This is a genomic window from Pseudomonas sp. MH9.2, from assembly GCF_034353875.1.
GTDB lineage: Bacteria > Pseudomonadota > Gammaproteobacteria > Pseudomonadales > Pseudomonadaceae > Aquipseudomonas.
Window position 1 is genome coordinate 3,139,978 of record NZ_CP133784.1, and the last position, 23,371, is coordinate 3,163,348.

General features: G+C 53.9%; 19 protein-coding genes and 2 pseudogenes. 11 read left to right on the forward strand and 10 right to left on the reverse strand.

Going from position 1 to position 23,371, the window contains the following annotated elements:
- Positions 1-10 precede the first annotated feature (10 nt).
- Positions 11-997, reverse strand: a complete 987-nt coding sequence (locus RHM55_RS14750) for an ATP-binding protein (protein WP_322177086.1) — start codon at positions 995-997, stop codon at positions 11-13.
- A gap of 250 nt (positions 998-1,247) precedes the next feature.
- Positions 1,248-1,838: a DUF6088 family protein gene (locus RHM55_RS14755; RefSeq protein ID WP_322177087.1), complete on the reverse strand. Its 591-nt coding sequence runs from the start codon at positions 1,836-1,838 to the stop codon at positions 1,248-1,250.
- 436 nt (positions 1,839-2,274) lie between these two features.
- Here RHM55_RS14755 and RHM55_RS25950 point away from each other — a divergent pair.
- The 4 genes and pseudogenes from RHM55_RS25950 to RHM55_RS14770 all read left to right on the forward strand — a co-directional run.
- Positions 2,275-2,337 (forward strand): annotated as a pseudogene (locus RHM55_RS25950) (hypothetical protein); the annotation flags it as partial.
- Positions 2,338-2,487: 150 nt separating this feature from the next.
- The gene (locus RHM55_RS14760) at positions 2,488-3,171 is read left to right on the forward strand and encodes a hypothetical protein (RefSeq protein ID WP_322177088.1); all 684 of its coding nucleotides are present in this window, start codon (positions 2,488-2,490) and stop codon (positions 3,169-3,171) included.
- A gap of 271 nt (positions 3,172-3,442) precedes the next feature.
- Positions 3,443-3,763, forward strand: a complete 321-nt coding sequence (locus RHM55_RS14765) for a BPSL0761 family protein (RefSeq protein WP_322177089.1) — start codon at positions 3,443-3,445, stop codon at positions 3,761-3,763.
- Positions 3,760-4,523: pseudogene (locus RHM55_RS14770) on the forward strand (SIR2 family NAD-dependent protein deacylase). The gene RHM55_RS14765 and the pseudogene RHM55_RS14770 overlap by 4 nt, the downstream one beginning before the upstream one ends.
- Positions 4,524-4,549: 26 nt before the next feature.
- Here the strand turns inward: RHM55_RS14770 and RHM55_RS14775 are convergent.
- The 3 genes from RHM55_RS14775 to RHM55_RS14785 are packed head-to-tail and all read right to left on the reverse strand — an operon-like array spanning position 4,550 to position 8,887.
- Complete coding sequence (locus RHM55_RS14775) at positions 4,550-5,902, reverse strand: transposase (RefSeq protein ID WP_322177090.1); 1,353 nt, start codon at positions 5,900-5,902, stop codon at positions 4,550-4,552.
- Positions 5,895-7,928, reverse strand: coding sequence for a transposase (locus RHM55_RS14780; protein WP_322177091.1), 2,034 nt, complete (start codon positions 7,926-7,928; stop codon positions 5,895-5,897). The genes RHM55_RS14775 and RHM55_RS14780 overlap by 8 nt, the downstream gene beginning before the upstream one ends.
- Entirely contained in the window at positions 7,925-8,887 is a 963-nt protein-coding gene (locus RHM55_RS14785) for a hypothetical protein (RefSeq protein WP_322177092.1), read from the reverse strand. Before RHM55_RS14785 ends, RHM55_RS14780 begins: the two co-directional genes overlap by 4 nt.
- 716 nt (positions 8,888-9,603) lie before the next feature.
- On the opposite strand from RHM55_RS14785, the gene RHM55_RS14790 reads away from it, so the two are divergent.
- From RHM55_RS14790 to RHM55_RS14805, 5 genes are all read left to right on the forward strand, one after another.
- Positions 9,604-11,220, forward strand: a complete 1,617-nt coding sequence (locus tag RHM55_RS14790; protein WP_322177093.1) for a TnsD family Tn7-like transposition protein — start codon at positions 9,604-9,606, stop codon at positions 11,218-11,220.
- 164 nt (positions 11,221-11,384) lie between these two features.
- Complete coding sequence (locus tag RHM55_RS25955; protein ID WP_416151982.1) at positions 11,385-11,501, forward strand: AbrB/MazE/SpoVT family DNA-binding domain-containing protein; 117 nt, start codon at positions 11,385-11,387, stop codon at positions 11,499-11,501.
- Between the two features lie 412 nt (positions 11,502-11,913).
- Positions 11,914-12,252, forward strand: coding sequence for a hypothetical protein (locus RHM55_RS14795; protein ID WP_322177094.1), 339 nt, complete (start codon positions 11,914-11,916; stop codon positions 12,250-12,252).
- 201 nt (positions 12,253-12,453) lie between these two features.
- Positions 12,454-13,161, forward strand: coding sequence for a hypothetical protein (locus RHM55_RS14800; protein ID WP_322177095.1), 708 nt, complete (start codon positions 12,454-12,456; stop codon positions 13,159-13,161).
- A gap of 153 nt (positions 13,162-13,314) precedes the next feature.
- Positions 13,315-14,688 carry an IS1182 family transposase gene (locus RHM55_RS14805; protein ID WP_322177096.1) on the forward strand — a complete coding sequence of 458 codons (1,374 nt, stop codon included), beginning with the start codon at positions 13,315-13,317 and terminating at the stop codon, positions 14,686-14,688.
- Between the two features lie 193 nt (positions 14,689-14,881).
- On the opposite strand, the gene RHM55_RS14810 is transcribed toward RHM55_RS14805, so the two are convergent.
- Entirely contained in the window at positions 14,882-15,778 is an 897-nt protein-coding gene (locus RHM55_RS14810; RefSeq protein ID WP_322177097.1) for a DMT family transporter, read from the reverse strand.
- Positions 15,779-15,867: 89 nt separating this feature from the next.
- Between RHM55_RS14810 and RHM55_RS14815 the strand changes: the two genes are divergently transcribed.
- Entirely contained in the window at positions 15,868-17,199 is a 1,332-nt protein-coding gene (locus RHM55_RS14815) for a PLP-dependent aminotransferase family protein (RefSeq protein ID WP_322177098.1), read from the forward strand.
- 313 nt (positions 17,200-17,512) lie between these two features.
- Positions 17,513-17,776 (forward strand): hypothetical protein, encoded by a 264-nt coding sequence (locus RHM55_RS14820; protein WP_322177099.1) that lies wholly within the window; start codon positions 17,513-17,515, stop codon positions 17,774-17,776.
- Between the two features lie 79 nt (positions 17,777-17,855).
- On the opposite strand, the gene RHM55_RS14825 is transcribed toward RHM55_RS14820, so the two are convergent.
- The 4 genes from RHM55_RS14825 to glmU form a co-directional block, all read right to left on the reverse strand.
- Positions 17,856-18,959 carry a TniQ family protein gene (locus RHM55_RS14825; RefSeq protein WP_322177100.1) on the reverse strand — a complete coding sequence of 368 codons (1,104 nt, stop codon included), beginning with the start codon at positions 18,957-18,959 and terminating at the stop codon, positions 17,856-17,858.
- Between the two features lie 160 nt (positions 18,960-19,119).
- Positions 19,120-20,955 (reverse strand): glutamine--fructose-6-phosphate transaminase (isomerizing), encoded by a 1,836-nt coding sequence (gene glmS / locus RHM55_RS14830; RefSeq protein WP_322177101.1) that lies wholly within the window; start codon positions 20,953-20,955, stop codon positions 19,120-19,122.
- Positions 20,956-20,964: 9 nt separating this feature from the next.
- On the reverse strand, positions 20,965-21,732 hold the full coding sequence (locus tag RHM55_RS14835) for a DeoR/GlpR family DNA-binding transcription regulator (protein WP_322177102.1): 768 nt from the start codon (positions 21,730-21,732) through the stop codon (positions 20,965-20,967).
- Between the two features lie 196 nt (positions 21,733-21,928).
- Entirely contained in the window at positions 21,929-23,290 is a 1,362-nt protein-coding gene (glmU, locus tag RHM55_RS14840) for a bifunctional UDP-N-acetylglucosamine diphosphorylase/glucosamine-1-phosphate N-acetyltransferase GlmU (protein ID WP_322177103.1), read from the reverse strand.
- Between the last annotated feature and the right edge of the window lie 81 nt (positions 23,291-23,371).

A 23,371-nucleotide genomic window follows, 5' to 3' on the forward strand; every position in this document is an offset into this window, starting at 1 on the left:
AATTTATGTTTTAGGACTTTCTGAGGTCCTCCCGCACAAGAGCGCTTCTAAGCTCCTTGATGGTCAGAAACTCTTGCTCTCGCAGGATCATCCGCTTGGCGGCGCGGCGAATAACCCGCTCGATATCCGCGCCGCTCTTACCTTTAAACTCCTTCAATACTTCTTTGTCGTCAATCTCGAATTGACGACGGATCCCTCGCAGTTTCAGCAACAAGATTTCCTTCAACTGCTTTTCATCCGGAAGCGGAAACTCGATCGACTCATCGAATCGTCGCCAAATGGCAGAGTCCAAAATCTTCTCATGGTTGGTAGCCGCCAGGATCAAACTAAGACCTTCGTATGAGTCCATCATCTGAAGGACCGCGTTTACAACACGTCTTAGTTCGCCATGGTCGCCACTATCACCACGTTCTTTACCGATTGCATCGAACTCATCGAAGAGAACAACAAACGGATGTTGGGCAATAAAATCGAAGACCTTGCGTAGGTTGGCCGCCGTTTCGCCCAGGAAAGAGGACATCAATGCATCCAAGCGGACGATAGCTAAAGGGCGATCAAGCTCGAAGGCTACGACCTCTGCGGCTAGCGTCTTTCCGCAGCCGGGTGGGCCGAAGAAAATCACCTTGCCTGCGGGCTTCATGCCGTAGCTGCGCAGCACATCAGCACGCCGGTTCTCCTCGAGGATTTCCTCCAATGCAGCGGAACTGCTGGGGGGAAGTATCACTTCATCAAGAGAGCGCTTTGGAGTTCTTATATCAAGCAGCGGTAAACCACGCTCCTTGTCTACGGGAACGTCGTAGTGAGCTCGCGGCGTATTACTGGATGCCTTGAGATTTAAATCGCTGCCGTAAAGGATCTGCTCCAGATCGTTAGCCAGAAGATGATGCTGCTTCTGCCGCTCCTCCTCGATAACCGCTTTAGAGGCAAGACGAAACGCATCGGCATCGCCAGCGGTACCTGCTCGGAACAGCTGGCGGAGAATTTTTCCATTTGCCATAATCACCACCTTCTAAGTTATTGATTTATAAACTTATATAGACTTCGACAAACCCTGTCGCGACTACATAATTTCCAATAACTTGTCTCGCATTTTGATTTTCATAATCAGGCACTCCATTCCCAATTCAACATCTGTATACACACGTGCTAACACTTAGGAGCCGGGCAGCTGGCATGGCGGCGTAGCCTAGTTCATGTTGGAGTGGTCTTAAATGGCCCCTCCCGAAATTCCGCCGAGCTGCAACCTGTCACCCCACCTCTCGACCGATTGCCAGAGCCATCCAAGATGGCAGTAGCGACCGCACCGAGCTCAACGCCTGCCAGTCGATGGGAGTCAGCTGTATACGCAGCGTTTCCATTACCTCACCTATACGCCGCTCTCCCAACCAAGCCAAGGCTCGAATTACAGCACCGGCGGTCGTGGAACCAAGCGCTAGCATCCAGCGGGGGGCGTGCTTGATCTCAGCCGTTACTTCTCCCACTTGAAGCGTCCGAGCGCGCCCACTGGTGAGAAACGCGTCCCCACTCGGCACTTGCACCGACAGGCCCAGCATCTTTGCGGAACGCGCCCCATCAAGGACGATGTCTTCCTGATTCTTCGAGGCTAGAGCACTGACAACCTTTTCCATCGCCGGCGTTACATACCTACCTTGATCGGTGATGGCCGCTAGGTAAAGCCCACGAGACGCACGGATTAGCTTCCCAGCCTTCGCCAATCGTGACAGCGCCTGGTCTACGGCGGCCCGGCTTCCCAAGTGCAGAAACTCCTTGGCGCTCAGCAAGCCACCCTCAGGCAGACGTCGGCTGTGCTCGAGGATCGATTCGGGGAGGGTCTTCATAGGGCTTAAGCAACTCTCGCGAATTTAATGTCAGAAGTTTGTATTTATTTCTGACATTGGTCAAGTAATGATCATTCCCAACCATAAATCGGCTCAACGCCTCTGGAGCCGGCCTGCCGCCACATGTTGTCGCTGACGCGGAATTGCCCTAAGGCCGAGATGTCACTGACCTAGCGTGACTCTCGAAACATTGCAGTTGCGGGAGTTGCGCCAATTTGGAGATGGGGCAGTCTTGAGCCGGTAAGCCGCTAAGTAGATCAATTCGGCATAAACCTCAACAAGAGGGCGGCGGATGCAAACCCGCCTCTTACTCAATCTGCTATCTGGCCTTAGCAAGGTAATGATCAAGTCGCAACAGGTAGCGCTTGCTGTCATTTTGTCGCTATTATGCCGCCACGACAGCAAAATGCCCTCAAAATGACAGCGAGTATCGTCCATGGCCAGATTAAGCGTTCGCGACTTTCCTGATAATTTGCACCAGCTGCTGCTCCAGTCAGCTGCCAGGCATGAACGATCGCTAGAGGGGGAAACCCGGTTTGGCCTGGCGCGCTACCTTGAATCTCTCAACGCGCCCAAGCCTGAGGCGGCGTCCTTGTGTGAATCCTGGCAGCGCTCTACAGGCCAGCGCTTGCAAAAGCTATTTGCGCGCTTGCGCGAAGACAACGTTTTTTCCTGGGGCGAGCGCAGCGATTTCCCTCACTTGGCCTTGGCCTTGGGGGAACCGTCGCCGGCAACGCTGATGAACTGCATCGACGGTCGTGAAGCGCTGCCCTTTGATCTGGCCAAACGTATTGCTGACCGCTACGGGTGCAGTCTGGAGTGGCTTATCAACGGCTCTAGCTCTATGTTTCCATACCCAGAAATTGGCGGGGACTATCGCGAGTTTTTCGAGCCAGCTATCAGGGGCACCGGTATCAATATCAAGCTGGTCCGGCTCTGCACCTCTGAGGATGCCGAAGGCAATCCAGGCCGGCATGACGGTACCTTGCTGATATTCAGATGCAAGGACGACAAACTAAGCATTGCCGCGGGGTATAGCGGTCGCTTTTATCTAAATGGTCATATGGGTGGTGGTGGCCATAGCTGCCTGGAAGGTTTCGTCAACTTTCTCAATCAGAATCAAAACGTGCAATTCAGCGAATACAACTGTACGGCGCCGATTGACGAATCTGCGATGTGGGACCACCACCCCAACTACTACCTTGATCTCAAGCATTGCAGTCAAGCGTCCTGGCTATACCCACTCCGCGCTGGTAGGTCGCCTTCCAGCATTGACTGGACGCAGCAGCACGCCTATATGAGCCCAAAGCAAAGCGATCAGCTACTTTCATAAGCAAGGCTCATCTGCTGGGCACTGGCATAGCCTTTGAACTAGATTGAGCGAAACCTTCTCTTGTAGGACAGGTACTCGTCGACCTAGAGGCCTATGTAGCTGGACGACACGGCCTCACGAATGAACCTCTTCTCCAGCAAACGGGAGCAGCACTCGTACAATGTCGTCTTTCCATCGAAGGAGAAACATCGAGAGCCACGGAGCAAGATGCAGATCGGCCTGTTTTGCCTTTAGGCCAGCCCGTGAGAGCTAAACTGAAGACCTGCGGAGCATGAGTGGCCAAGCACTGCTGCGCGATGTTTCTGAGGGCCTCAATATGACCATGCCGAATGAACGCACCCGGGCAGTCATCCAAACGGGAGAGTTTCTGCTCGAGCTATCTCGAGATTCCTCGCTGCCAGAGCGGATACGCCGTGACGCCAAATTTCTCCTGCGTCACTACCCAGACCAGTTCCAGATGCTCCTTGCTGGACGGATTGAAGAAGCATCAGATTCTGACGTATCCCCATCGGGTCCAGTCTTCAGCTCCTCAATCGAAAGCAGCTATCACTCCCCGATCGTTTACGCTGCAGACGCGAAAATCCCCAGATGAACGGTTGGGATAGAGCCGTCGGAGCCTTGGCCGCCGCTCGAAAAGTCGTTTTTTTCACCGGTGCCGGCATCTGTGCTGCAAGTGGAATTCCAACATTTCGCGAAAAGCTCACAGGCCTCTGGGAGAAACACGCCCCTGAAAGATTGTAAACGGCACGGGCTTTTTCGAGAGACCCCTCAACTGGTTTAGGGGGTGGTATCTGTGGCGGCGCTCCCAAGCTGGCCAGGCCCAACCAAACGCCGCTCATCTTTCGATTAGCCGACTGGCGACCACCGGCAAATAGGTTTCGGTCATCACTCAGAATATCGATGACCTGCACGAGCGCGCGGGGTCTCAGAACGTCGTGCATTTGCACGGCAGCTTGATCAATCCGATCTGCGTTGCCTGCAGGCGTCCGGCGGTAATCACGACTGATCAATTTCAGGTTTCTGCAGCAGGAGAATGGGTAGAGCCGCCCCGGTGCACACGGTGCAATGGGAAACTCCGGCCTGGAGTTGTGTGGTTTGGAGAGGATCTGCCTGCTGGAGCCTGGAAAGCAGCAATGGCCGACGTCAGAAATTGCGACGCCCTGATCTCCGTGGGGACTTCAGGAGTCGTCAGGCCTGCGGCGGATATTCCTGAAATCGCATTGGCATCTGGCGCGACAGTTATACACGTCAACATCGCAGACGTTTGCTTGAGGTCCCCAAACGAATTGATGCTGTTGGGCTCGGCCGCGCAGGTGTTGCCTGCGCGATTGCAGGCGACACCCTCGAGATAAAGCTGGCAGCAATGCTTTCATAGCGCTTACTTTGCAGGCCCTCGCGGCTTAGGCGACCCTTTGGATTCGAATAGCAGTCGGCTGTATGCATCCTCCAAGCCCTCCCGAGTTTGCTTGGGTAAGGCTGGTTTCTTCTCACGCTTTGGCTTCGAAGATGGATTGGAAGGTGAACCCGGTGGATGGAGCTGCTCGAAAGTCTTGCGCTCCTCGGCTGTAAGGGATGAAACAAAAACCTTCTCGCTCACCCGTGAAGCACGATCGTCCCTGGCAAAGCTCAAGACGTTTGATGGCATCGGCACCGGGAACGGGCAACGAAGGTCAGGCCTGCCCCCGGTTTTGCTCTTATGAACGCTGAGGCGAATTAGCTCCTCGACGTCGTCCCTACTGCTGGAGTACGAGGCTGAAAGGTATGCATTGTTGACGTCCTCCAGAGTAATCGTATGGCGACGGGCCGCACGGGCTTCGAGATACGCCACCTTGATCAGTTGAACCGCCAGACGCTTTATACCGAACGTCCAGCGATACAGCTCATGTACAAGGGCGGCTGGATCTGCGGATACGCGTCGTCCACTCACCCGGATGCATTCTCGAACATATTCCTCCCAAGCTTTCGAGTCAGGATGGTCCGGCAGCATGACGCGGAGGTCGGATAGAAGCCGTTGCTTGTCCTCACTGTTTCTTGTCAGCAGTTTGTGGCCCAAGCTGTAGTTCGCCACATAGATCATCGGAATCCCCAGCCCGGCCACGGTGAGGAGAATATCCGTGACCCGGGCTATGCCTTGACCAGTGCTCTGATGCTGCATCTCTTCGAGCATCATTAGTGATACACCGTCACGATTGACCCTACGCCGGCACTCCGTCAGCAGCTTTGATGTGTTCGCTCTAACTCCTGCCGCGTCGCCGCCGAGGAAGTCTTCCAACAACTGCCTGCCGCCAGCCTTCCCCCTTGCGCTGGCGTACCAGTACGAGATTAAGGTATGCGGTTCATGGTAATGAGCCGATGCATAAGGAGCAGGTCCAGGCATTACCTTCATCAGCGCTCTAATAGTTTGGCTCTTCCCAATGCCAGCAAGGCCGGTAAGGCAAGTAGGGAACGCCTCCTCCTCAGGGGGGTGATACAGCCGCCGCTGATATTGCTGGTCAGTGGAAAAGCTCTCGGCCGAAAAGCTGCGCGCACGGTCAACGCTGTCTTTGATGAAGTCCAAAGAAAACTGGTTGGGAAGGAAAATCGTCTTCAGGGCCTCCGACAAACGCTCAGCGGCCAATGCGGGACTCAACTCCTCAAGACCGGTCACCGGATCAGGATGCACTGTAACCAACCGCCGGATATCAGCCGGCGTGTCCGGTCCGTCAAAGCGCGTGGAAAAGATGTTAGTCATGGCCTTTCCCCATCAACCGCTTCTGGTCGGCGGCATCACGCTCGGCCGCTCCGCCCTTTGCAGGACGCCCCAGCTTGCGAGTACCACTGTCCCAGGCTTTGCTTGTTGCGTGAAGAAACTGGGCATTGCGATCCTGGAGGATCGCGGGCTGTTCTTCACGAAGCTTCGCCTTGCCGCTCAGCCGATTCTCATTGAGCACTTGAAGATCCGAGAGCGAAATGTCGACACTGCTGGGATGGACGCTCGCTGGCTTTACAAAATCGAGTTCGTACAAGACACCCTCTAACTCGATCCAGATATGTCTGACACACATGGTCATCACATAAGCTGAGACCCGTATCTGGCCATTGAGCGCAATCCTGTCAAAAACTTCGGTATCTATCAGCTTTGAAGAGTTGTACTTACGGCCATAAAAATAAACCCCACTTCTTTTAATGTGTGCCGGATGAGGAGTCAGGAACTCTCGCACGGCGTAGTCGAAAGTAACCTCCGTTCCCGCATCGTAACCAAGATCACTGTAGAACTTGTAAATATTATGTGGGGTTGGACTGAAGCCCACTTCCAGCATTTCAGGTGTCATTCTCCCCTCAGCATCAGAAGCGTTATTATCATAAATAGCTTGCAAAATATGCCGCTTGCACATCTCCACAAAGTTGAGCGAGCTATGAAAATGTGTTTGCTGATCATTGTCAGACTTGGTCCGAGGATGTGACGATTCGACCGTCGCTTTCGACTGACCCGAGTGGGTCGGAGTGAGCTCGAGCCTGGATAGCCAACTCATCATCTCGCCACGAGCGACTGCTTCTGAACGATTTGGTACGCCCATGGTGGAGCCAGGTCCACGATCGAAGACGATGTTTTGTGGCAGACCATAAGTGGGCCAGTCCTCTTCTCTAATCGTCAATCCAAATAACGAGGCATATTTGACCTTACCTATGGCCGTCGAAAACAGGGCCATCCGGTAAGCTTCCATATTCTCTTTGTTTTCGGAGAATCCCAAGGCGACGACGGCACCAGACTGGCCACACACCCCTCGAACTATACAAGCCGAATCCATAGCGGATCCTTCCAGCAAACCAGATATTTTTCCTTTGGGGTTATAACCATCGAACTCAACAAGTTGGTTAACATTGACGAGATCGTGAGCGAAGCTTCCAACAATTCCAGACTTTGCTCGAGCACCGCTGGGACCTCTGCGTGCTTTCCTATACGCCTTGGTGCTTATCACCTGACCAAGATAGTAGTCGTACTGTCCTTTTGTGGGAAATGGCTTCCCTTCAGGATGATAGAACTTCTTACTTCCCTCTGAAGTTGTTAGAGGAATACAACCGAACTCACCTACTAGCACGGCACCAAAAATCTCAGCGTCAGATTTTGTTTTATCATTGTAATTGATGAACCCATTAATAATAGAAGCCTGCATTTCGGGCGTGGCGGGGAATCGGGATTTGCGTCCCGACCTAGGCGGACGTCCCAACATTTGCCCGTCTGCGGCCTGTTCCCTCTTGCCTGTTCCACAACGGTCGAACTTAGGCATAAGCGCCCACTTCGAGCGGCCGAATACCAGATAGGTAAAAAACCAAAACCTCAACCGGGCGGCGTTCTGAGAGGGGGACTGGTTGGCGGCATAGGCATTGATGATCGACTCGGGATTGTCGCTGGAGAGGATCTCCTCAGCATCGTCTACCAAATCCGCTATGGCGAGGTAACGCTTGTTTACCATTTCATCGTAGCTTTTCGTTGGCCTTACCCGATCCATTTCCAATTGATCCACTGAAATACCCCTGATGGCCTGCAACCAGGGAGGTGTGGCGTCACTGCCACATTCCAAAAGATCACCATTGGTCAATGCCAGATCAAATTCAGGCCGGGAAAACGTTAGCAAACTCGCAGTGGTGCCTTTTTCATCAAAAAATACAAGGCGCGCCCTATTCGCCTTGCCGGCACTTGCAAGAAAATAGTATTCGACATCCTTCGTCAGCCCTCTGAATCCCTCAGGTGCTTTCAGCTTGGAGCCAGTTATCATTCGGGCAGTCCGGCAAAAAGTGAGCCATAGACTTGCAGAACATCCGGCGCATCCGTCACCAATGGATGATCGATAAGAATAGGGTCAAACAAACTGACCTGGAGCTTGCGCTCCCATATGTCTTTGTAGATCTTCGTAAGAAACAGATCACGCCGTCCCCACTGTTTTCCGTACATTAAGGCAACGGACGCTACTGGTCTCCCATGAGTGACACAGTCTCTGACGTCATGTGAGAAGTCCTCGAGAAGATTTGATTCGAGGCAGATTTCGCGATCATGATAGCTATATAGAAGATCCAAGTTGGCCACCAAGACTGGGTCCAACAGGTCCCTAGAAACCCTCACAGTCCTGATACCTGCACTATGGTAGTACGCCTCTTCCAAGGCATGCCGCAAGCGAGCTTTCTCGCGGTCTTCTTTTTGTTTCGCAAGGCTCTTCAAGCTTCCCCGAGCAACCTCGTCAAAATCCATCGCACTCAACTTCACTGTCCAGTTCACAGCGTAGGGGACTGAGCCTTGCGGCTGGATATAGAGAAGAAGATCGCCAAGATAGGGGTGGGGAACCCTCTGGCGTTCACCATCACCGTAGGTCACGACTACGGTCGCGTGTTTAAGCCCGATTTCCTCTGCCACCAATGATGTTCCCTTCACCGGCAGAAGTTCCAGTCCAGCAGTTAAGGGGTGCCCTTGAAGTGGATGAACGTGTGGAATTGGACTGAGCATTTTCTGCTCATGCAACTCAAATACATCGGTATTATAAAGAGCCAGTTGGGCGAAGATCCTTTCAGGTGTAGAAAGAAGATGCAGTGCTCGGCCAAGCTTCCTGCTATTAAGGCGGCAAATACGAGAGCCCTTGGGAGCCTCACCAGGGACTGAGTAAATTCCGGCTAAGTAGTTATCTCCCCACTTGAAGCGGCCTTGTCGACCTATAATGCGAAGTAACGATTTTTTAAGATCCACTAATTTAATCCATCGTCCATTCATCCTTAGCAGGCAACGTATAACAGCCCACCTGAATCGGATGAATAAGTAGTCCAATAGCGCGCTGGCACGCCGATGGCCGCATTACGCGCAATTTACTTTTCTCGGGATGAGCGGAGCCGTGCAGGGCTTGACGCCCTACGCTAGTGAATGGACAATGGATTCGTCAGGAGTCGAAAGCTGACTTATCCTCAAAGGCCCAAGGTCACACTTGGGCCTTTGTCTATCTGGCTCCTGGGTCTTCTATCCAGTTTCCATTTTGTTTTCCTCAGGCCTGATTAATAGGCAGGCAACTATCTAATTTTAGCTGTCTGCACTTTGGCAGCTGCCTCTCCGTTAATTAGGCAGAGTTTTCATCGCTTGCTTGTCGTGCACTTTCAGTTCCAGTCATGCCTTTAGTAACCGTTACTTAACGCCGCATGGTAACGCCGAAAAATGGCAATTGACAACCGGAATAAATCAGCTAAGTTCCGCCTCCGACGGCGGATTTATGCTGAATTTCCAGTATTTTCGGTGCTTGGACGGCTAAAAACTGGCACACCTAGATGATAAAGAAATTAAAAACTAGCGGTAGATGCCTACGGTTATGAGACCTCAGATTCGTGAATAACCATCCGCTGTTTAGGTGGAATGGATACGAAGCGCGAGGTGCCGGCCGCTATACTAATCTCCTCTGACCCCGACTAGGAGGCCGCATGAGCGCCGCTTCAGGTCAGGAATGGGTGGCAAGGCCATTCCCTCGGCTGGACTGGCTACCCGACGAGACACTGTTCAGTTTGTGCAGTCGACAGCATCTGGTAATGGGTAACTTAAACCCTGGGACGACATCTACCTCGGTGTTGGGACTACGTCAACAATTTATAAAACATGATATCCCCTGCGGAATTTCAGCGTTAGAACGAACTGGGTTCGAATACTGGGGCAGTGCAGAATCTATTCTTCTTAATCACACAATATTCCCACTATTTGTTCCATTTCAAAATAAAGTTAAAATTGAAGACGCGATAAGAACTGTAAAAAGCGAACGCCTTGATTCAATTAAATATCGACTTGGCCTGGTATCAAGCGGCTTTGGCGCTGAACACCCGTTGAAAGCATGTCCGTACTGTATGCGCGAGGATGTGCACGCCCATGGCATAGCTTACTGGCACCTCACACACCAATATCCAGGTGTGTTGATCTGTCCACGCCATGAAGCTTGGCTCATGGCATCCACCAAAAGTAGACGGTGGTCTGGTCGGTTTGAATGGTCGCTACCTGCCAAGGAATTCTTGATCGAACAGACCTCATCTCAGAAACTCTGGTCACGTCCAGTTTTTTTGGCCTTGGCGGACAATGTCATCGACCTTGCGTCCATCGGCCGAGCGAGGTCCTTCGAACCTTGCGCCGTCGCCACGGCCTATCGAACAGCTTTACTCCACGGGAGCAGATCTGCATCACTGCTCGACCGCACCGAGCCGCTTCGCCGCTTTCATCTTTTTGAATCATTGCCGACAGACAAAAAAAGCTCAGAGTCATTTGTGAACCAGTTTGTCCGTACCCCCCGCGGAAGCATTCATCCTCTGAAACATCTGATTCTGATTGATTGGCTATTTGATGACCTGCACTCGTTTCTAGAGGCCTACAAAGCCGAAGTGGCCAGATCAGCCCAGCAAGTGGCACGCACTCCATCGCGGTTACCTGATAAGCGAGTCTCGCTATCAAGCTCTGGGGCTCCAGCCAAAAACGCTCCCAGGCCCAAACGACTAAAAGGCCAGCTCAAGGAGGATCTGCTTTCAAGACTGGCTGAGGGCGTGTCGAAACAGGTGCTTTGTGACGAGTTTCAAATCACTGTCTCCACGATCAATAAGCTACTACGTGCCCATCCAGCGACCTACGCCATAGCACTTAAAGCTAGGCACCGCCGCGAGATTGATGAGCACAGGAGTCAGTGGCAACACTTGCACAGTTTGTATCCTGAATTGGGAGTTCAGGCTTTGAGGAACACAATGCCTCCTCTCTACGCCTGGCTTTATCGAAACGACAAAGCCTGGCTGATAGCCGAAGAGCAAACCTTCGCCAAACCTGCGCACGTGAACAAACACCATGTTGACTGGGAGGCCCGGGATTATCGGCTACTGAGCATGTTGCATAACGCGTGCGAGTCGATCGCTTTACCGCAGCGCGGTCCGGTCACAATGGCCCAGCTGTACGCCATGATCCCCATGCTCTCGACTTGCCTAGAAAATCGGGGCCAATACCCCGAGTCCAGAGCATACCTGTCTACGGTGCTGGGTCGCTTCAAGCCGCAAGATCTCCTCGACCACGGATAGGGTATTAATGCATCCGAGCGTAGCTAGCTAAAGGTCGAACAAGATCGACGACTACGACCTCTGCCCGCCAAGACCAAAGTGTGAGTAACGTCATGACCGAAGCCCAACGCTGGACAGTGAAATGACAAGATCCTGCGGATGGAAGTGGCGACGTCATCATTGACTTGCGGCCGGACCTTCTCGCCAGTTTAGGACTGAGCATCGGCGACGTACTGACCATTGAAGTGATCGGCGGCGCGATAGTTCTGACGCCGAAGTCGAGCGACTCAGCTACACCCTGAATGGCGCCGGCGCGCTTTACCTAATCGTCAAACAGGCGAACGGCACATCTGAGTGGCGGCGTTTGGGCATTGATTGCCGGCGTATGGGATGTAGATTCAACCGTTCGCGAGGGCAGCAATCGGCCGATTGTGTTGAAAAAGTCGGTTTTCTTAAACTGCCGAAAAATTGATCGGTGAAAGCGCCTTTTAGCACGCTGCTACGTGAAATCTCAGTCCGAATGCCTCTGCGAAAATTCTGGATTTCTATCTCAGGCGCTTACTTTTTTGCCATGGAAACTAAGGCCGACTTTTTCAACAGAATCGGCCAAAAGCAGACGTTCGGCAGTAGGGTCTTTTCCCTTGTTTCTCCATCCTGTACGCGCTAGCCTCAATGCTGTTTTAACCTCCACGAACAGGAAGAGTCAGTCACCCTATGAATTTGGATCGTGCAAAGCAGCTGATTCATGGAGAGTTAAATCATGACTTCCCTATTGAAAGTCTCATCCATGTACTTGAAGCTGCCATTGAGCTGATTTCTCTTCCGGACAATGACTTCTGCTGGTCAAGTTGGGAGGGCGAAGAACAGGCAAAGAGAGAATTGCTAGGTTTGGTCAGCACGCTGAAATCTGGCGTGTTACCCGAAAGGATAAAATTTGCTGTTCTGTTTGCTCCAACCGGTCCACTGCAAGAAGTCAGTCTGAGCAGTGGTTGGGCGGCCCCCTTCCTTAAAGTGGCTGAGAAATATGATGAAGTTGAAGCATTGCTGTGGTGAGCGGGCCAACAACGCACTCAATCTCGTCCACTAAACCGCATTTACGCGTTTTGTAACTGAGCCTTCGTGTATGGCCGCTTTGGGTTGTGGATTGCTGCCCGTCGCAAATAACCGCAATCGGCCAAGAGCGGCCTTTTGGCTACCACGAGGCGAAGAAATGACGTCTACCACTAAAGGCTTCAACTGATCTAAAGTACTGCCATGAGCACACTCATCGAATTGACTACATCTCTGCACTTAACTGATATTGCTATTAATGCCGTCGGCGGATTCCTCGGCAGCGCTTTACTGCTGTGGCTTGCAATGGGAAGGCAAGGTATTAAAACCTTGAGATCCAGAATCGCACGACCGACCGTCCTATTACAGCCCCGAAAAACGCCTGAAAATATCTTCACGGGCATCGAATTGGGAGCACCTGCAGAATGGATCAAGGAGCAACTAGGGCCCCCGAATAGGATCGCTGAGAATTGGTGGGGCTACCGATTTTCCGACTCCCTGGTTTCTCTTACATTCGACGCAAGCCATTCTCTATTGACGCTCGCTGTAGCACTCACAGATGAAACTACGATCTTTGAGTTTCCAGCAATGCATTTCGATTGCCCGCCACTAGGGAAAATAGCCCTGTCTGACCTTGAGGTGGATCATCTCTCATTAGAGTTCAATGAATCGACCCGGCACAGTGAACTACTCATCAGCGGCCGCGAGGGTCCGCGAGGGGCCTGGCATTACATCGCTTTCGGAGCGCTAAGTCCGCACATCCCGGGACCTCTGTCGGAAAGTGATTTTCGCTGGGACAAGGACGAAGCCGCGCTTATAGGTCCCGCCGATCAGGTGAAGATCAACTGGGCTGCGGTGTCGGCAACTTCAGAAATTGGCACGTTCCCATGGGATTTTGGTCTGAGGTTGTAAGGTTTGCCAAGTCCTCTATAGACACTAATGTCCGCAACGGGTCGATTGATGACTGTCGCGAAGGGCAGCAGTCGACCGATTCTGTTGAAAAAGTAGATCTCCTGCTTGGCCTTTGGCAAAATATGGACATCGGCCGGCGGGAGGGTTCGCAGCATGATGGGACAATTGTCGAGTGGACAGGAACGGCTGTTTTACTCGTTCAACATTGAAGATCACATCCCAGCAAATCACCTCCTGCGCAGCATTGATCGATGTCTCGATCTGAGCGACCTGCGCCATTACCTCGCCGATTTCTACAGCCCGATTGGGCGTCCTTCGATTGATCCTGAGCTGATGATTCGCATGTTGGTTGTGGGCTATTGCTACGGCATTCGTTCAGAGCGCCGGTTGTGCGAAGAGGCCCATTTGAACTTGGCGTACCGCTGGTTCTGTCGGTTGAGCCTTGAAGATGAAGTCCCCAATCACTCTACTTTTTCCAAGAATCGCCATGGCCGTTTCCGGGACAGCGATCTGTTTCGTTGGCTGTTTAATGAGGTGCTGCGCCGCTGCATGGACGCAGGTCTGGTCAAGGGTGAAGGCTTTGCCGTGGACGCTAGCATCATCAAAGCGGATGCCAATCGGCAGCGTGGCGTTCCGGGAGATGAAGACGTCAACTGGAGCGATCCTTCGCTAAGTACTCGTGCCGTACGTGAGTACCTTGAAGCGCTGGATGAAGAGGCTTTGGCTGAAACACTGCCTAAGCGCCTGTCGCTGACCGATCCTCTCGCTCGTTGGACAGCAGCTCCAGGAGGCCCGGCGTTCTTCGCTTACTCGACGAACTATCTGATTGATGTCGAGCATGGCGTGATCATGGATGTGGAGCCGACACCGGCTCATCGAACAGCCGAGGTCGAGAGCACCAAAATCATGATTGAGCGGGTCGAAGAACACTTCGATATCAAGCCGGATCGGCTCATCGGCGATACCGCTTATGGAACCGCACCGATGTTGGCCTGGATGGTTGACGAAAAAGAGATCGAGCCACATGTGCCGGTTTGGGACAAAACCGAGCGCAAGAACGACAGTCTCTCGAGTAGCGATTTTCAATGGAATGAAGAAGCGCAGGAGTATCGCTGCCCCACCGGTCATGCCCTGCGCAGCGAGTGGCGAGCCTTCAAGAACCAGCGCTCACATGTCACGAAAGCCGACACCATCATCTTTCGATCACGACAAACCGACTGCGCGAAATGCTCGATGAAAGAGCGCTGCTGCCCGAGCATTCCGGTTCGGAAAATCGCCCGTAGCATCCATGAAGCCGCGCGTGATGTTGCTCGGCGGATCGCCGCGACGCCTCAATATGTATGCTCCCGCCACGAACGGAAGAAGGTCGAAATGTTGTTTGCTCACCTCAAGCGAATCTTGAAACTGGATCGCTTGCGATTGCGAGGTATGAGCGGTGCGAGCGATGAGTTCACATTGGCGGCAGCGGTACAGAATCTGCGGAGACTGGCCAAACTGACTTCCCAAGGGCCACCAACCACGGGATAGGTGCGCCCGGAGTAAGCAAAAAACCTCAAATTAATCCACTGACAAAGCTGCAACGGTCAACGCAAAACCGAAAAACCACCCAACGTGGTGAATAGGTTCTGAAGTGACGGCCAACCTCGATGTCTTCCAGTCTGAAATTCCGACTTTTTCAACACAATCGACCCAAAGCAGTCGTTGAGCCGCGAAACATCCGCTAGCGGGCAAACTTTCTCGCGCCGGCGACACACAGGATCACCGCAACGGTGACGCCGAGCATGCCAAGGCTGACCTGTTCGTGCAGCAGTGCGGCGGCCAGCGCCAAGCCAAAAAAGGGTTGTAGCAGTTGAAGCTGCCCGACAGCAGCGATGCCGCCCTGCACCAGGCCGCGGTACCAGAACACGAAGCCGATCAGCATGCTGAATAGCGACACGTAAGCCAGGCTCAACCACGCCGGTGTGCTGATGCCCGAAAACGAAGCGGGTGCCAACCACGCTGTCAAAGGCATCACGACCGGCAGCGACAACACCAGTGCCCAGCAGATCACCTGCCAACCGCCCAAAGTTTTGGAAAGTTTTGCCCCTTCGGCATAGCCGAGGCCGCATGCAACAATCGCCAAGAGCATCAGAATGTCGCCGGTCCGTGAGGCTGTCAGTCCCTGAGTGACGGCAAACCCGACGACCAGCAGGCTGCCTAAGACCGAGAAAAACCAGAACACCGGTCGGGGGCGCTCGCCACCCCGCACTACGCCGAACGCGGCAGTCGCCAGCGGCAGCAGGCCGACGAACACAATGGAATGGGCCGACGTCACGTATTGCAACGCCAGTGCCGTCAGCAGCGGAAAACCGATCACAACGCCCATCGCCACGATGATCAAGGACAGTAACTGCTGGCGTGCCGGGCGCTGTTCTTTGAACAGCAAGAGCAGGCACAGCGCGAGCACGCCGGCGATGGCGGCCCGCACCACGGTCAGAAATACCGGGTCAAATTCCAGCACGGCGACGCGAGTGGCGGGCAGAGAACCGCTGAAGATCGCGACACCGATGAGGCCATTGATTACACCGCTCGCTGGTTTTTCTGTCGCTGGGTTAAGCAGGTTAGAGGCGCGTTCCATTGAGTGTCCACTCCGTGTTGGGTTGCATAAAGCGCATCGTATGACCGAATATCCAGACAATCAAAAAATTGTCATGGATACATCTCGATATGCCCCGCTCCCGGTACAAGTCGTTGGTAGACACCTTTGCAGCCGATATCCGCGCTGGGCGATTGTCTCCCGGTACCCGTTTGCCGACACACCGCCAGCTCGCGGCCACCCATGGATTGGCCTTGGTCACCGCCAGCCGGGTGTATGCAGAACTGGAGGCCATGGGGCTGGTCAGCGGGGAAACCGGACGCGGGACGTTCGTGCGGGAAACGTCATTGCCGCCCGGCCAAGGTATCGACCAGCCGGACGTCGCGGCGGGGGTGATTGACCTCAATTTCAACTATCCAGCGGTGCCGGGGCAGGCCGACCTGTTGCGCAATGCCTTGCGGCAACTGGCGTTGTCCGGTGACCTGGAAGCGCATCTACGCTACCAGCCACATGCGGGCCGCCTGCATGAACGGGCTTCAATTGCGCGTCATCTGATCCACCGTGGCGTCACGGTCGATGCCGAGCAGATTCTGATTGTCAGTGGCGCCCAACACGGTTTAGCGGTGAGCCTGATGGCGTTACTGCAACCCGGTGACTTGATCGCGGCAGATGCATTGACCTATCCGGGGTTCAAGTTGCTGGCCAAGGCATTGCACCTTGAAGTGGCGCCCATTCCTGCCACTGCTCAGGGGCCGAATCTCGATGCCCTCGCCACGCTCTGCCGCCGTCGTTCGGTGCGCGCTGTGTACACCATGCCCACGCTGCACAATCCGTTGGGTTGGGTGATGCCTGCCGATCAGCGCGAGCGCTTGGTGGCAATCGCCCGCGCGCATGACCTGATGATCATTGAAGACGCTGCGTACGCGTTTCTGGCGCAGGATCCGCCGCCACCCATCATTGAGTTGGCCCCTGAAAGAACGCTCTATGTGTCGGGGTTTTCCAAGAACATCGCCACCGGGTTACGCGTCGGCTTTGTCGCAGCCCCTGTGCACCGGGTGGACGCATTGAAGCGCACGGTCAAGGCCACCACGTGGAACACACCCGGCGTCATGACTGCCATCACCTGCGCCTGGCTCGACGATGGCACGGTCGACATGCTGGAAGCGCAAAAGCGCGCGGACGCCCGAGCCCGGCAGGCGCTGGCCGACACGTTGCTATCAGGGTTGCCAGTGGTGCGTCATCCATCTTCGTACTTCCTGTGGCTGCCGTTGGCGGAGGACGCGAGGGCGGATCAGGTCGCCCTGGAATTAATGCGCGAGCACGTGTCGGTGTCGACGGCCGAGCCGTTTTCCACCTCGGTTCACATCCCTCATGCAATCCGGCTGGCGCTCGGCTCGGTGAGCATGGACACCCTGCGTGAGGCGCTGATCACCGTGAAGCGGGTGGTGGGGGCCTATACCTGATGCTGGCCGCTGCTCATGGATACAAAAGTGACGTCTGTTTTTGACTGGCAGTACGCAGAGCATTTCGAATGGCTGCAACTGGCCGATTTCTGCCGGTCACGAACGGAAGTAACCGTACAGAAGCTGTCATTCACTGCCCATGTAAAGCCTTGCATGGCCTAGCCGATGATCATCACAAGGCAGTTCATTCATGTCGCCGTGGTCTGGGGAGTCAGCAGAAGCGGCGAGTAGATGAATGTTCTTTTCCTACGCTGTCTAGAATTCCTGACGTAAAGTGCTTTTTGGCCAGTTAATGTCTAGGAAAATAGATGCTATGCGACTCTCCATTCAATCGGATCAAGTGCTCGCCGCCACAGTAGGGGCACACCTTCAAATGCTGCAGTTGAAGAGGAACATCAGCCTTGAGACAGTAGCGGAGAACGCGGCGATCAGCCGGCAGACCCTGCACCTAATGCTCAATCAAGGCAAAGGCACCTTGATCAATCTGATCGCCGTTTTGCGCGCCCTCGGCGAGTTGGAGTGCCTGAGTTCGTTGTTGGAGGCTGATCAGTTGAGCCTCGGTAGAGCATCCCGCTAACTGGTCATTTTGTGAAGTCGTACGTTTAGCTTACTGGGTCGTGCATCTTGCCAAGATCAACGTGGTTGATCTCGTAGACCTATTGCCGCCTGTAGATACCCGGCGGTGCATTCTTAACGAGTTCAGGTTGAGGTTGAGGACCTTTTCTTTTTGGTCGCTCAAAATTACAGCAGGGATAATACACCGGCCGCCAATCCCACATCCCCCAAACTTTTTTTGCCGGGAAAGGGCAACTCCAATACCCCACACCATGTTTATAGTTCTCTTCAACGAAATGTGTTGATTCCTGGTGGCCTGCGATATAAGTCGACAACAGAGACTCGATCGGCCGAATTTCGTCCCCGTAAGCTTTCACATCACAAACGAAGTCAGCAAAACTTTCATAGGTTTCGACTATAGCTTGAATAATAAAATCAGTGGGTTCATCAGATGGAAGCCTGTTTACAGACCTCGCGTTCTTGACAATTCCCAGCCGCCTTTCAATTTTATCTCCCAAACACCTGTCGGATTCAGAATTCCAGATTTTTTGCTCGAAGACTCCTTCTTGATGGATTTTTTCATTTAAGACCGCGAGAACCGCCTCCTCCGAAAGGTGATGAGTGAATGACAGAATGTCCGTAAAAATCTGAGCTTTCTTCAACTCAAATGGATCTGTGTTCAACGTCACAGGGCAGTTTTTTAGATGTCGTCCCTCACAAGCCTTCCACATCACCCCCAGATCATGACCTCCATGGGAAAACTGCTTGTCACAATGCGGGCAACGTTTGACTAGCTCTACATTGTGCTCCGCACAGACTTTCAGCTTAAAACAGTGAGCACGCCGCCAGAAAGAAAATCCTAAGCGCTCAATATCCTCTGCAACACAAACCGGGCAAAAACCTGATGGATTTCTATTTGAATCATAGAAACTTGAATAACTTATATACTCGTTCCTAGAGTAAGAAATATCTTGAATATTCTTAAAAACTGCCGTGAAAGGATAGTTAGTATGCCTATGCAGCATCTTGTTCAAGCCGTAACAGCCAAACCATCCCAGTGCTTCAGCAATTATCGAAACATCTGCTCGTGAGGGGCTTTTTGGAAACTTCCGAAACACTTCCGTGGAAGAGTGTTTTCCTTTAATAAAAAGAGTTCTCTCCACAAAGGAACGCATAGTCTCCTCTGGCTGAATCGCTAGGATCATTTTGGGCTTTCAAACCTTGAGCTACGCCCAGAGCGGGGAGGAGCGGAGGAAAGCGTCGCTAGCTACCGAATCGGAGGGGGCGTAGGCGCCAGCGACAGACTTTATTTAGTTCCGACAGACTTTATTTCGTAGTTTCACGGTTTATCCACCTGTGGATAACTTATTCCACAGTCACTGATTTAGCGAGGTTGCGCGGCTGGTCGACGTCTGTGCCTTTGAGTACGGCCACGTAGTAGGACAGCAGTTGCAGCGGGATGGTGTAGAGAATCGGCGCCAGGGTGTCGACGATATGCGGCATGGCGATGACGTGGGTGCCTACGCCATTGCTCATACCGGCGTGCTCATCAGCGAAGACGATCAATTCACCGCCGCGTGCACGGACTTCTTGCAGGTTGGATTTGAGTTTTTCCAGCAACTCGTTGTTGGGTGCGACGGTCACGACCGGCATGTCGCTGTCGACCAGTGCCAACGGGCCGTGTTTGAGTTCGCCGGCAGGATAAGCTTCCGCGTGAATGTAAGAGATCTCTTTGAGCTTGAGCGCACCTTCCATGGCCACCGGGAACTGCGCGCCACGGCCAAGGAACAAGGTGTGGTGCTTCTCAGCAAACAGCTCTGCGACTTTTTCGACGGTGCTGTCCATGGCCAACGCTTCGCCCAGACGGGTCGGCAGGCGGCGCAGCTCTTCAACCAGTTCAGCTTCAACGCCGTCCTCAAGAGTACCTTTGACCTGTCCAAGCGCCAGGGTCAGCAGCAGCAGGGCAACCAATTGCGTGGTGAAGGCTTTGGTGGAGGCAACGCCGATTTCCGGACCGGCCTGGGTCAGCAGGGTCAGGTCGGACTCACGCACCAGTGAGCTGATGCTCACGTTGCAAATGGCGAGGCTGCCAAGGAAGCCCAGTTCTTTCGCGTTACGCAAGGCCGCGAGGGTGTCCGCGGTTTCGCCCGACTGCGAGATCGACACGAACAGCGTGTCAGGCTGCACCACTACTTTGCGGTAGCGGAATTCGCTGGCCACTTCGACCTGGCACGGGATACCAGCCAAACCTTCTAACCAATAACGCGCCACCATACCGGCGTGGTAGCTGGTGCCGCAGGCGACGATTTGCACATTACGTACTTTGGCGAACAATTCAGCAGCTTGCGGACCGAACGCCTGCACCAACACTTGCTGTTGACCGAGTCGGCCTTCCAGGGTGCGCTGCACGACTTTAGGTTGTTCGTGGATTTCCTTGAGCATGAAGTGACGGAACTTGCCCTTATCCGCGGCTTCGGCGTCTTCACGATATTGCACGACTTCACGCTCGACTGGCAGACCATCCAGGGTCCAGATCTGCACGCTGTCACGATGGATTTCGGCGATATCGCCTTCCTCCAGGTACATGAAACGGTCAGTCACCTGCCGTAAAGCAAGCTGATCGGATGCCAGGAAGTTCTCGCCCAGACCCAGACCAATCACCAACGGGCTACCACTGCGGGCGGCGAGTAAGCGGTCAGGCTGTTTGGCACTGATCACGGCCAGACCGTAAGCACCGTGCAATTCCTTGACAGCGGCTTTCAGCGCGACGGTCAGGTCGCCACAGTCTTTGAGCTTGTGGTGCAGGAGGTGGACGATGACTTCGGTGTCGGTGTCCGACGTGAAGACGTAACCCAGCCCTTTCAAGCGCTCGCGCAGCTCTTCGTGGTTCTCGATAATGCCGTTGTGCACGACCGCCACCTCATCAGCGGAGAAATGCGGGTGGGCATTACGCTCGCACGGGGCGCCATGGGTTGCCCAGCGGGTGTGAGCGATACCCAAACGGCCAACCAACGGCTCGCCAGCAAGGGCTTGCTCCAACTCAACAACCTTGCCCGAACGACGGCAACGTTCCAGCTTCCCGGCATTGCTGAAAATAGCGACGCCTGCGCTGTCGTAGCCACGGTACTCAAGGCGTTTCAGGCCTTCGAGCAAAATGGCAGTAATATTGCGCTCAGCAACGGCGCCGACGATTCCACACATGGTTCTCTCCTAGCAAACGGCGGCGCAAATCAAGGTTATGCCCCGGGCTTGAATCTGTTCGCGTACCTCGGTGGGTAAACGATCATCGGTAATAAGGGTATGGATGCTGCTCCAGGGCAGCTCCAGGTTAGGAATTTTGCGACCTATTTTATCGGCTTCGACCATCACGACGACTTCGCGCGCGACCTCCGCCATGACTCTGCTCAAACCCAACAGCTCGTTGAACGTCGTAGTCCCGCGGCTCAAATCAATACCATCGGCACCAATGAACAACTGATCAAAATCGTATGAGCGCAACACCTGCTCAGCGACCTGTCCCTGGAAGGATTCGGAATGAGGATCCCATGTGCCACCCGTCATGAGTAACACCGGTTCATGTTCAAGTTCGCTCAGGGCTATCGCAACGTGCAGCGAGTTAGTCATCACCACCAGGCCAGGTTGTCGGCCCAACTCAGGAATCAACGCGGCGGCGGTACTGCCACTGTCGACGATGATGCGCGCATGCTCGCTAATGCATGATGCCGCAGCGCGAGCGATGGCTTGCTTGTACTTCGACACGGGCTGGCAACTATCGCCTATCAGCTCCTGCGGCATGGTGACGGCACCGCCATAACGACGCAACAGCAAACCATTGTTTTCAAGCGCGCCAAGATCCTTTCGAATCGTCACCTCCGAGATCTCGAAGCGTTTCGCCAATTCGTCGACACTGACTTCGCCCTGCTCGTTGAGCAAGGCCAGAATATTGTGACGACGCTGGGGGGTATTACGTTTCGACATGACAGCTTAAGTTTCGATTCGAAAGAAAACGAAAGCAATCAAAACCTATTAGCGTATTTCCGTCAAGCTGAAAAATACAGTGGATAACATTTCACCTGTGGATAACTGTAAGCGCTGGCTTATCTGCGAACCAGGCAAGGTGGTCCTTCAGGCACACCGAGTTGCGGCCTTAGCAAACAAGCCAGCTCCTACAGGGTTATTTGATTTTTACCGGTCGCTTCCACCCATCAATATTGCGCTGACGTGCACGGCCGATTGCCAACTGTTTTTCAGCAACGTCTTGAGTGATGGTGGAGCCCGCCGCCGTGGTGGCGCCGGATGAGATATCCACAGGTGCAACCAAGGAGTTATTGGAACCTATGAATACGTCCTCCCCCAACACGGTCCTGTGTTTGTTCGCGCCGTCGTAGTTGCAGGTAATGGTGCCAGCGCCGATGTTGGTTCGCGCCCCGACTTCGGCATCGCCAAGGTAAGTCAAATGCCCGACCTTCGCGGCTTCACCCAAATGCGCGTTCTTCAGCTCGACAAAGTTACCCACATGCGCGCGCGCATCCAGCACGCTGCCTGGGCGAAGACGAGCAAACGGACCGACATCGCTGTCCTCCCCCAAGACTGCCCCATCGATATGGCTGTTGGCTTTGATGATCGAGCCTTTGCGCAGGGTGCTGTTTTTGATCACACAATTCGGGCCAATGACCACATCGTCTTCGATGACGACACGCCCTTCGAGGATCACATTGATATCAATCAGAACGTCGCGACCCACGCTGACGTCGCCTCGCACGTCGAAACGTGCGGGATCGCGCAAGGTCACCCCCAGAGACATGAGCCGCCGAGCCTCCCGTTGCTGGTAATGACGCTCCAGCTCGGCCAGTTGCTTGCGATCATTAGCACCCTGGACTTCCATGGCATCCAGAGGCTGCTCAGTGGCAACCACCAGGCCATCGTTCACGGCCATGGCAATGACGTCGGTCAGGTAATACTCGCCCTGCGCATTGTTATTCGACAGGCGACCCAGCCAGTCTGCCAGTCGCTTGCCAGGCACCGCGAGAATACCGGTATTGCCTTCAGTGATGGCTTTCTGCGCCTCGGTCGCATCCTTATGCTCGATGATGGCACTGACTCGCTGTTGTTCATCACGCACGATGCGACCATAGCCAGTGGGATCGGCAAGATTGACCGTCAGCAAGCCCAACTGCTCGGCGCTGACCTTTTTCAGCAGGCGTTGCAAGGTTTCTACTTCGATCAACGGTACGTCGCCATACAGGATCAGAACGTTCTCGGCAGTCAACTCAGGCAGCGCCTGAGCAACGGCGTGGCCGGTGCCCAGCTGCTTATCCTGCAAAATAAAGTTCAAGTCATCTGCGGCCAAACGTTCACGAACGATATCGGCGCCGTGACCGATCACCACATGGATGCTCTGTGGATTAAGTTGACGGGCGCTGTGGATAACATGGCCGAGCATGGAATCCCCGGCCACCGGATGAAGCACCTTGGGCAGCGCGGAACGCATGCGAGTGCCCTGGCCTGCGGCGAGAATAACGATATCGAGTGACATGACTGGCTACCAATCCTGGGTGGTCAGCGGCTGTGACCAGGGGTGATTTTCAAAAAAAGAAAAAGGGTAGCCGAGGCTACC

Bases quoted from the DNA above. Each gene is read 5' to 3' on its own strand.
- RHM55_RS14750 (WP_322177086.1), bottom strand. From the start codon at position 997: ATGGCAAATGGAAAAATTCTCCGCCAGCTGTTCCGAGCAGGTACCGCT.
- RHM55_RS14755 (WP_322177087.1), bottom strand. From the start codon at position 1,838: ATGAAGACCCTCCCCGAATCGATCCTCGAGCACAGCCGACGTCTGCCT.
- RHM55_RS14765 (WP_322177089.1), top strand. From the start codon at position 3,443: ATGAGTGGCCAAGCACTGCTGCGCGATGTTTCTGAGGGCCTCAATATG.
- RHM55_RS14775 (WP_322177090.1), bottom strand. From the start codon at position 5,902: ATGACTAACATCTTTTCCACGCGCTTTGACGGACCGGACACGCCGGCT.
- RHM55_RS14780 (WP_322177091.1), bottom strand. From the start codon at position 7,928: ATGATAACTGGCTCCAAGCTGAAAGCACCTGAGGGATTCAGAGGGCTG.
- RHM55_RS14790 (WP_322177093.1), top strand. From the start codon at position 9,604: ATGAGCGCCGCTTCAGGTCAGGAATGGGTGGCAAGGCCATTCCCTCGG.
- RHM55_RS14795 (WP_322177094.1), top strand. From the start codon at position 11,914: ATGAATTTGGATCGTGCAAAGCAGCTGATTCATGGAGAGTTAAATCAT.
- RHM55_RS14800 (WP_322177095.1), top strand. From the start codon at position 12,454: ATGAGCACACTCATCGAATTGACTACATCTCTGCACTTAACTGATATT.
- RHM55_RS14805 (WP_322177096.1), top strand. From the start codon at position 13,315: ATGATGGGACAATTGTCGAGTGGACAGGAACGGCTGTTTTACTCGTTC.
- RHM55_RS14810 (WP_322177097.1), bottom strand. From the start codon at position 15,778: ATGGAACGCGCCTCTAACCTGCTTAACCCAGCGACAGAAAAACCAGCG.
- RHM55_RS14815 (WP_322177098.1), top strand. From the start codon at position 15,868: ATGCCCCGCTCCCGGTACAAGTCGTTGGTAGACACCTTTGCAGCCGAT.
- RHM55_RS14820 (WP_322177099.1), top strand. From the start codon at position 17,513: ATGCGACTCTCCATTCAATCGGATCAAGTGCTCGCCGCCACAGTAGGG.
- RHM55_RS14825 (WP_322177100.1), bottom strand. From the start codon at position 18,959: ATGATCCTAGCGATTCAGCCAGAGGAGACTATGCGTTCCTTTGTGGAG.
- glmS (WP_322177101.1), bottom strand. From the start codon at position 20,955: ATGTGTGGAATCGTCGGCGCCGTTGCTGAGCGCAATATTACTGCCATT.
- RHM55_RS14835 (WP_322177102.1), bottom strand. From the start codon at position 21,732: ATGTCGAAACGTAATACCCCCCAGCGTCGTCACAATATTCTGGCCTTG.
- glmU (WP_322177103.1), bottom strand. From the start codon at position 23,290: ATGTCACTCGATATCGTTATTCTCGCCGCAGGCCAGGGCACTCGCATG.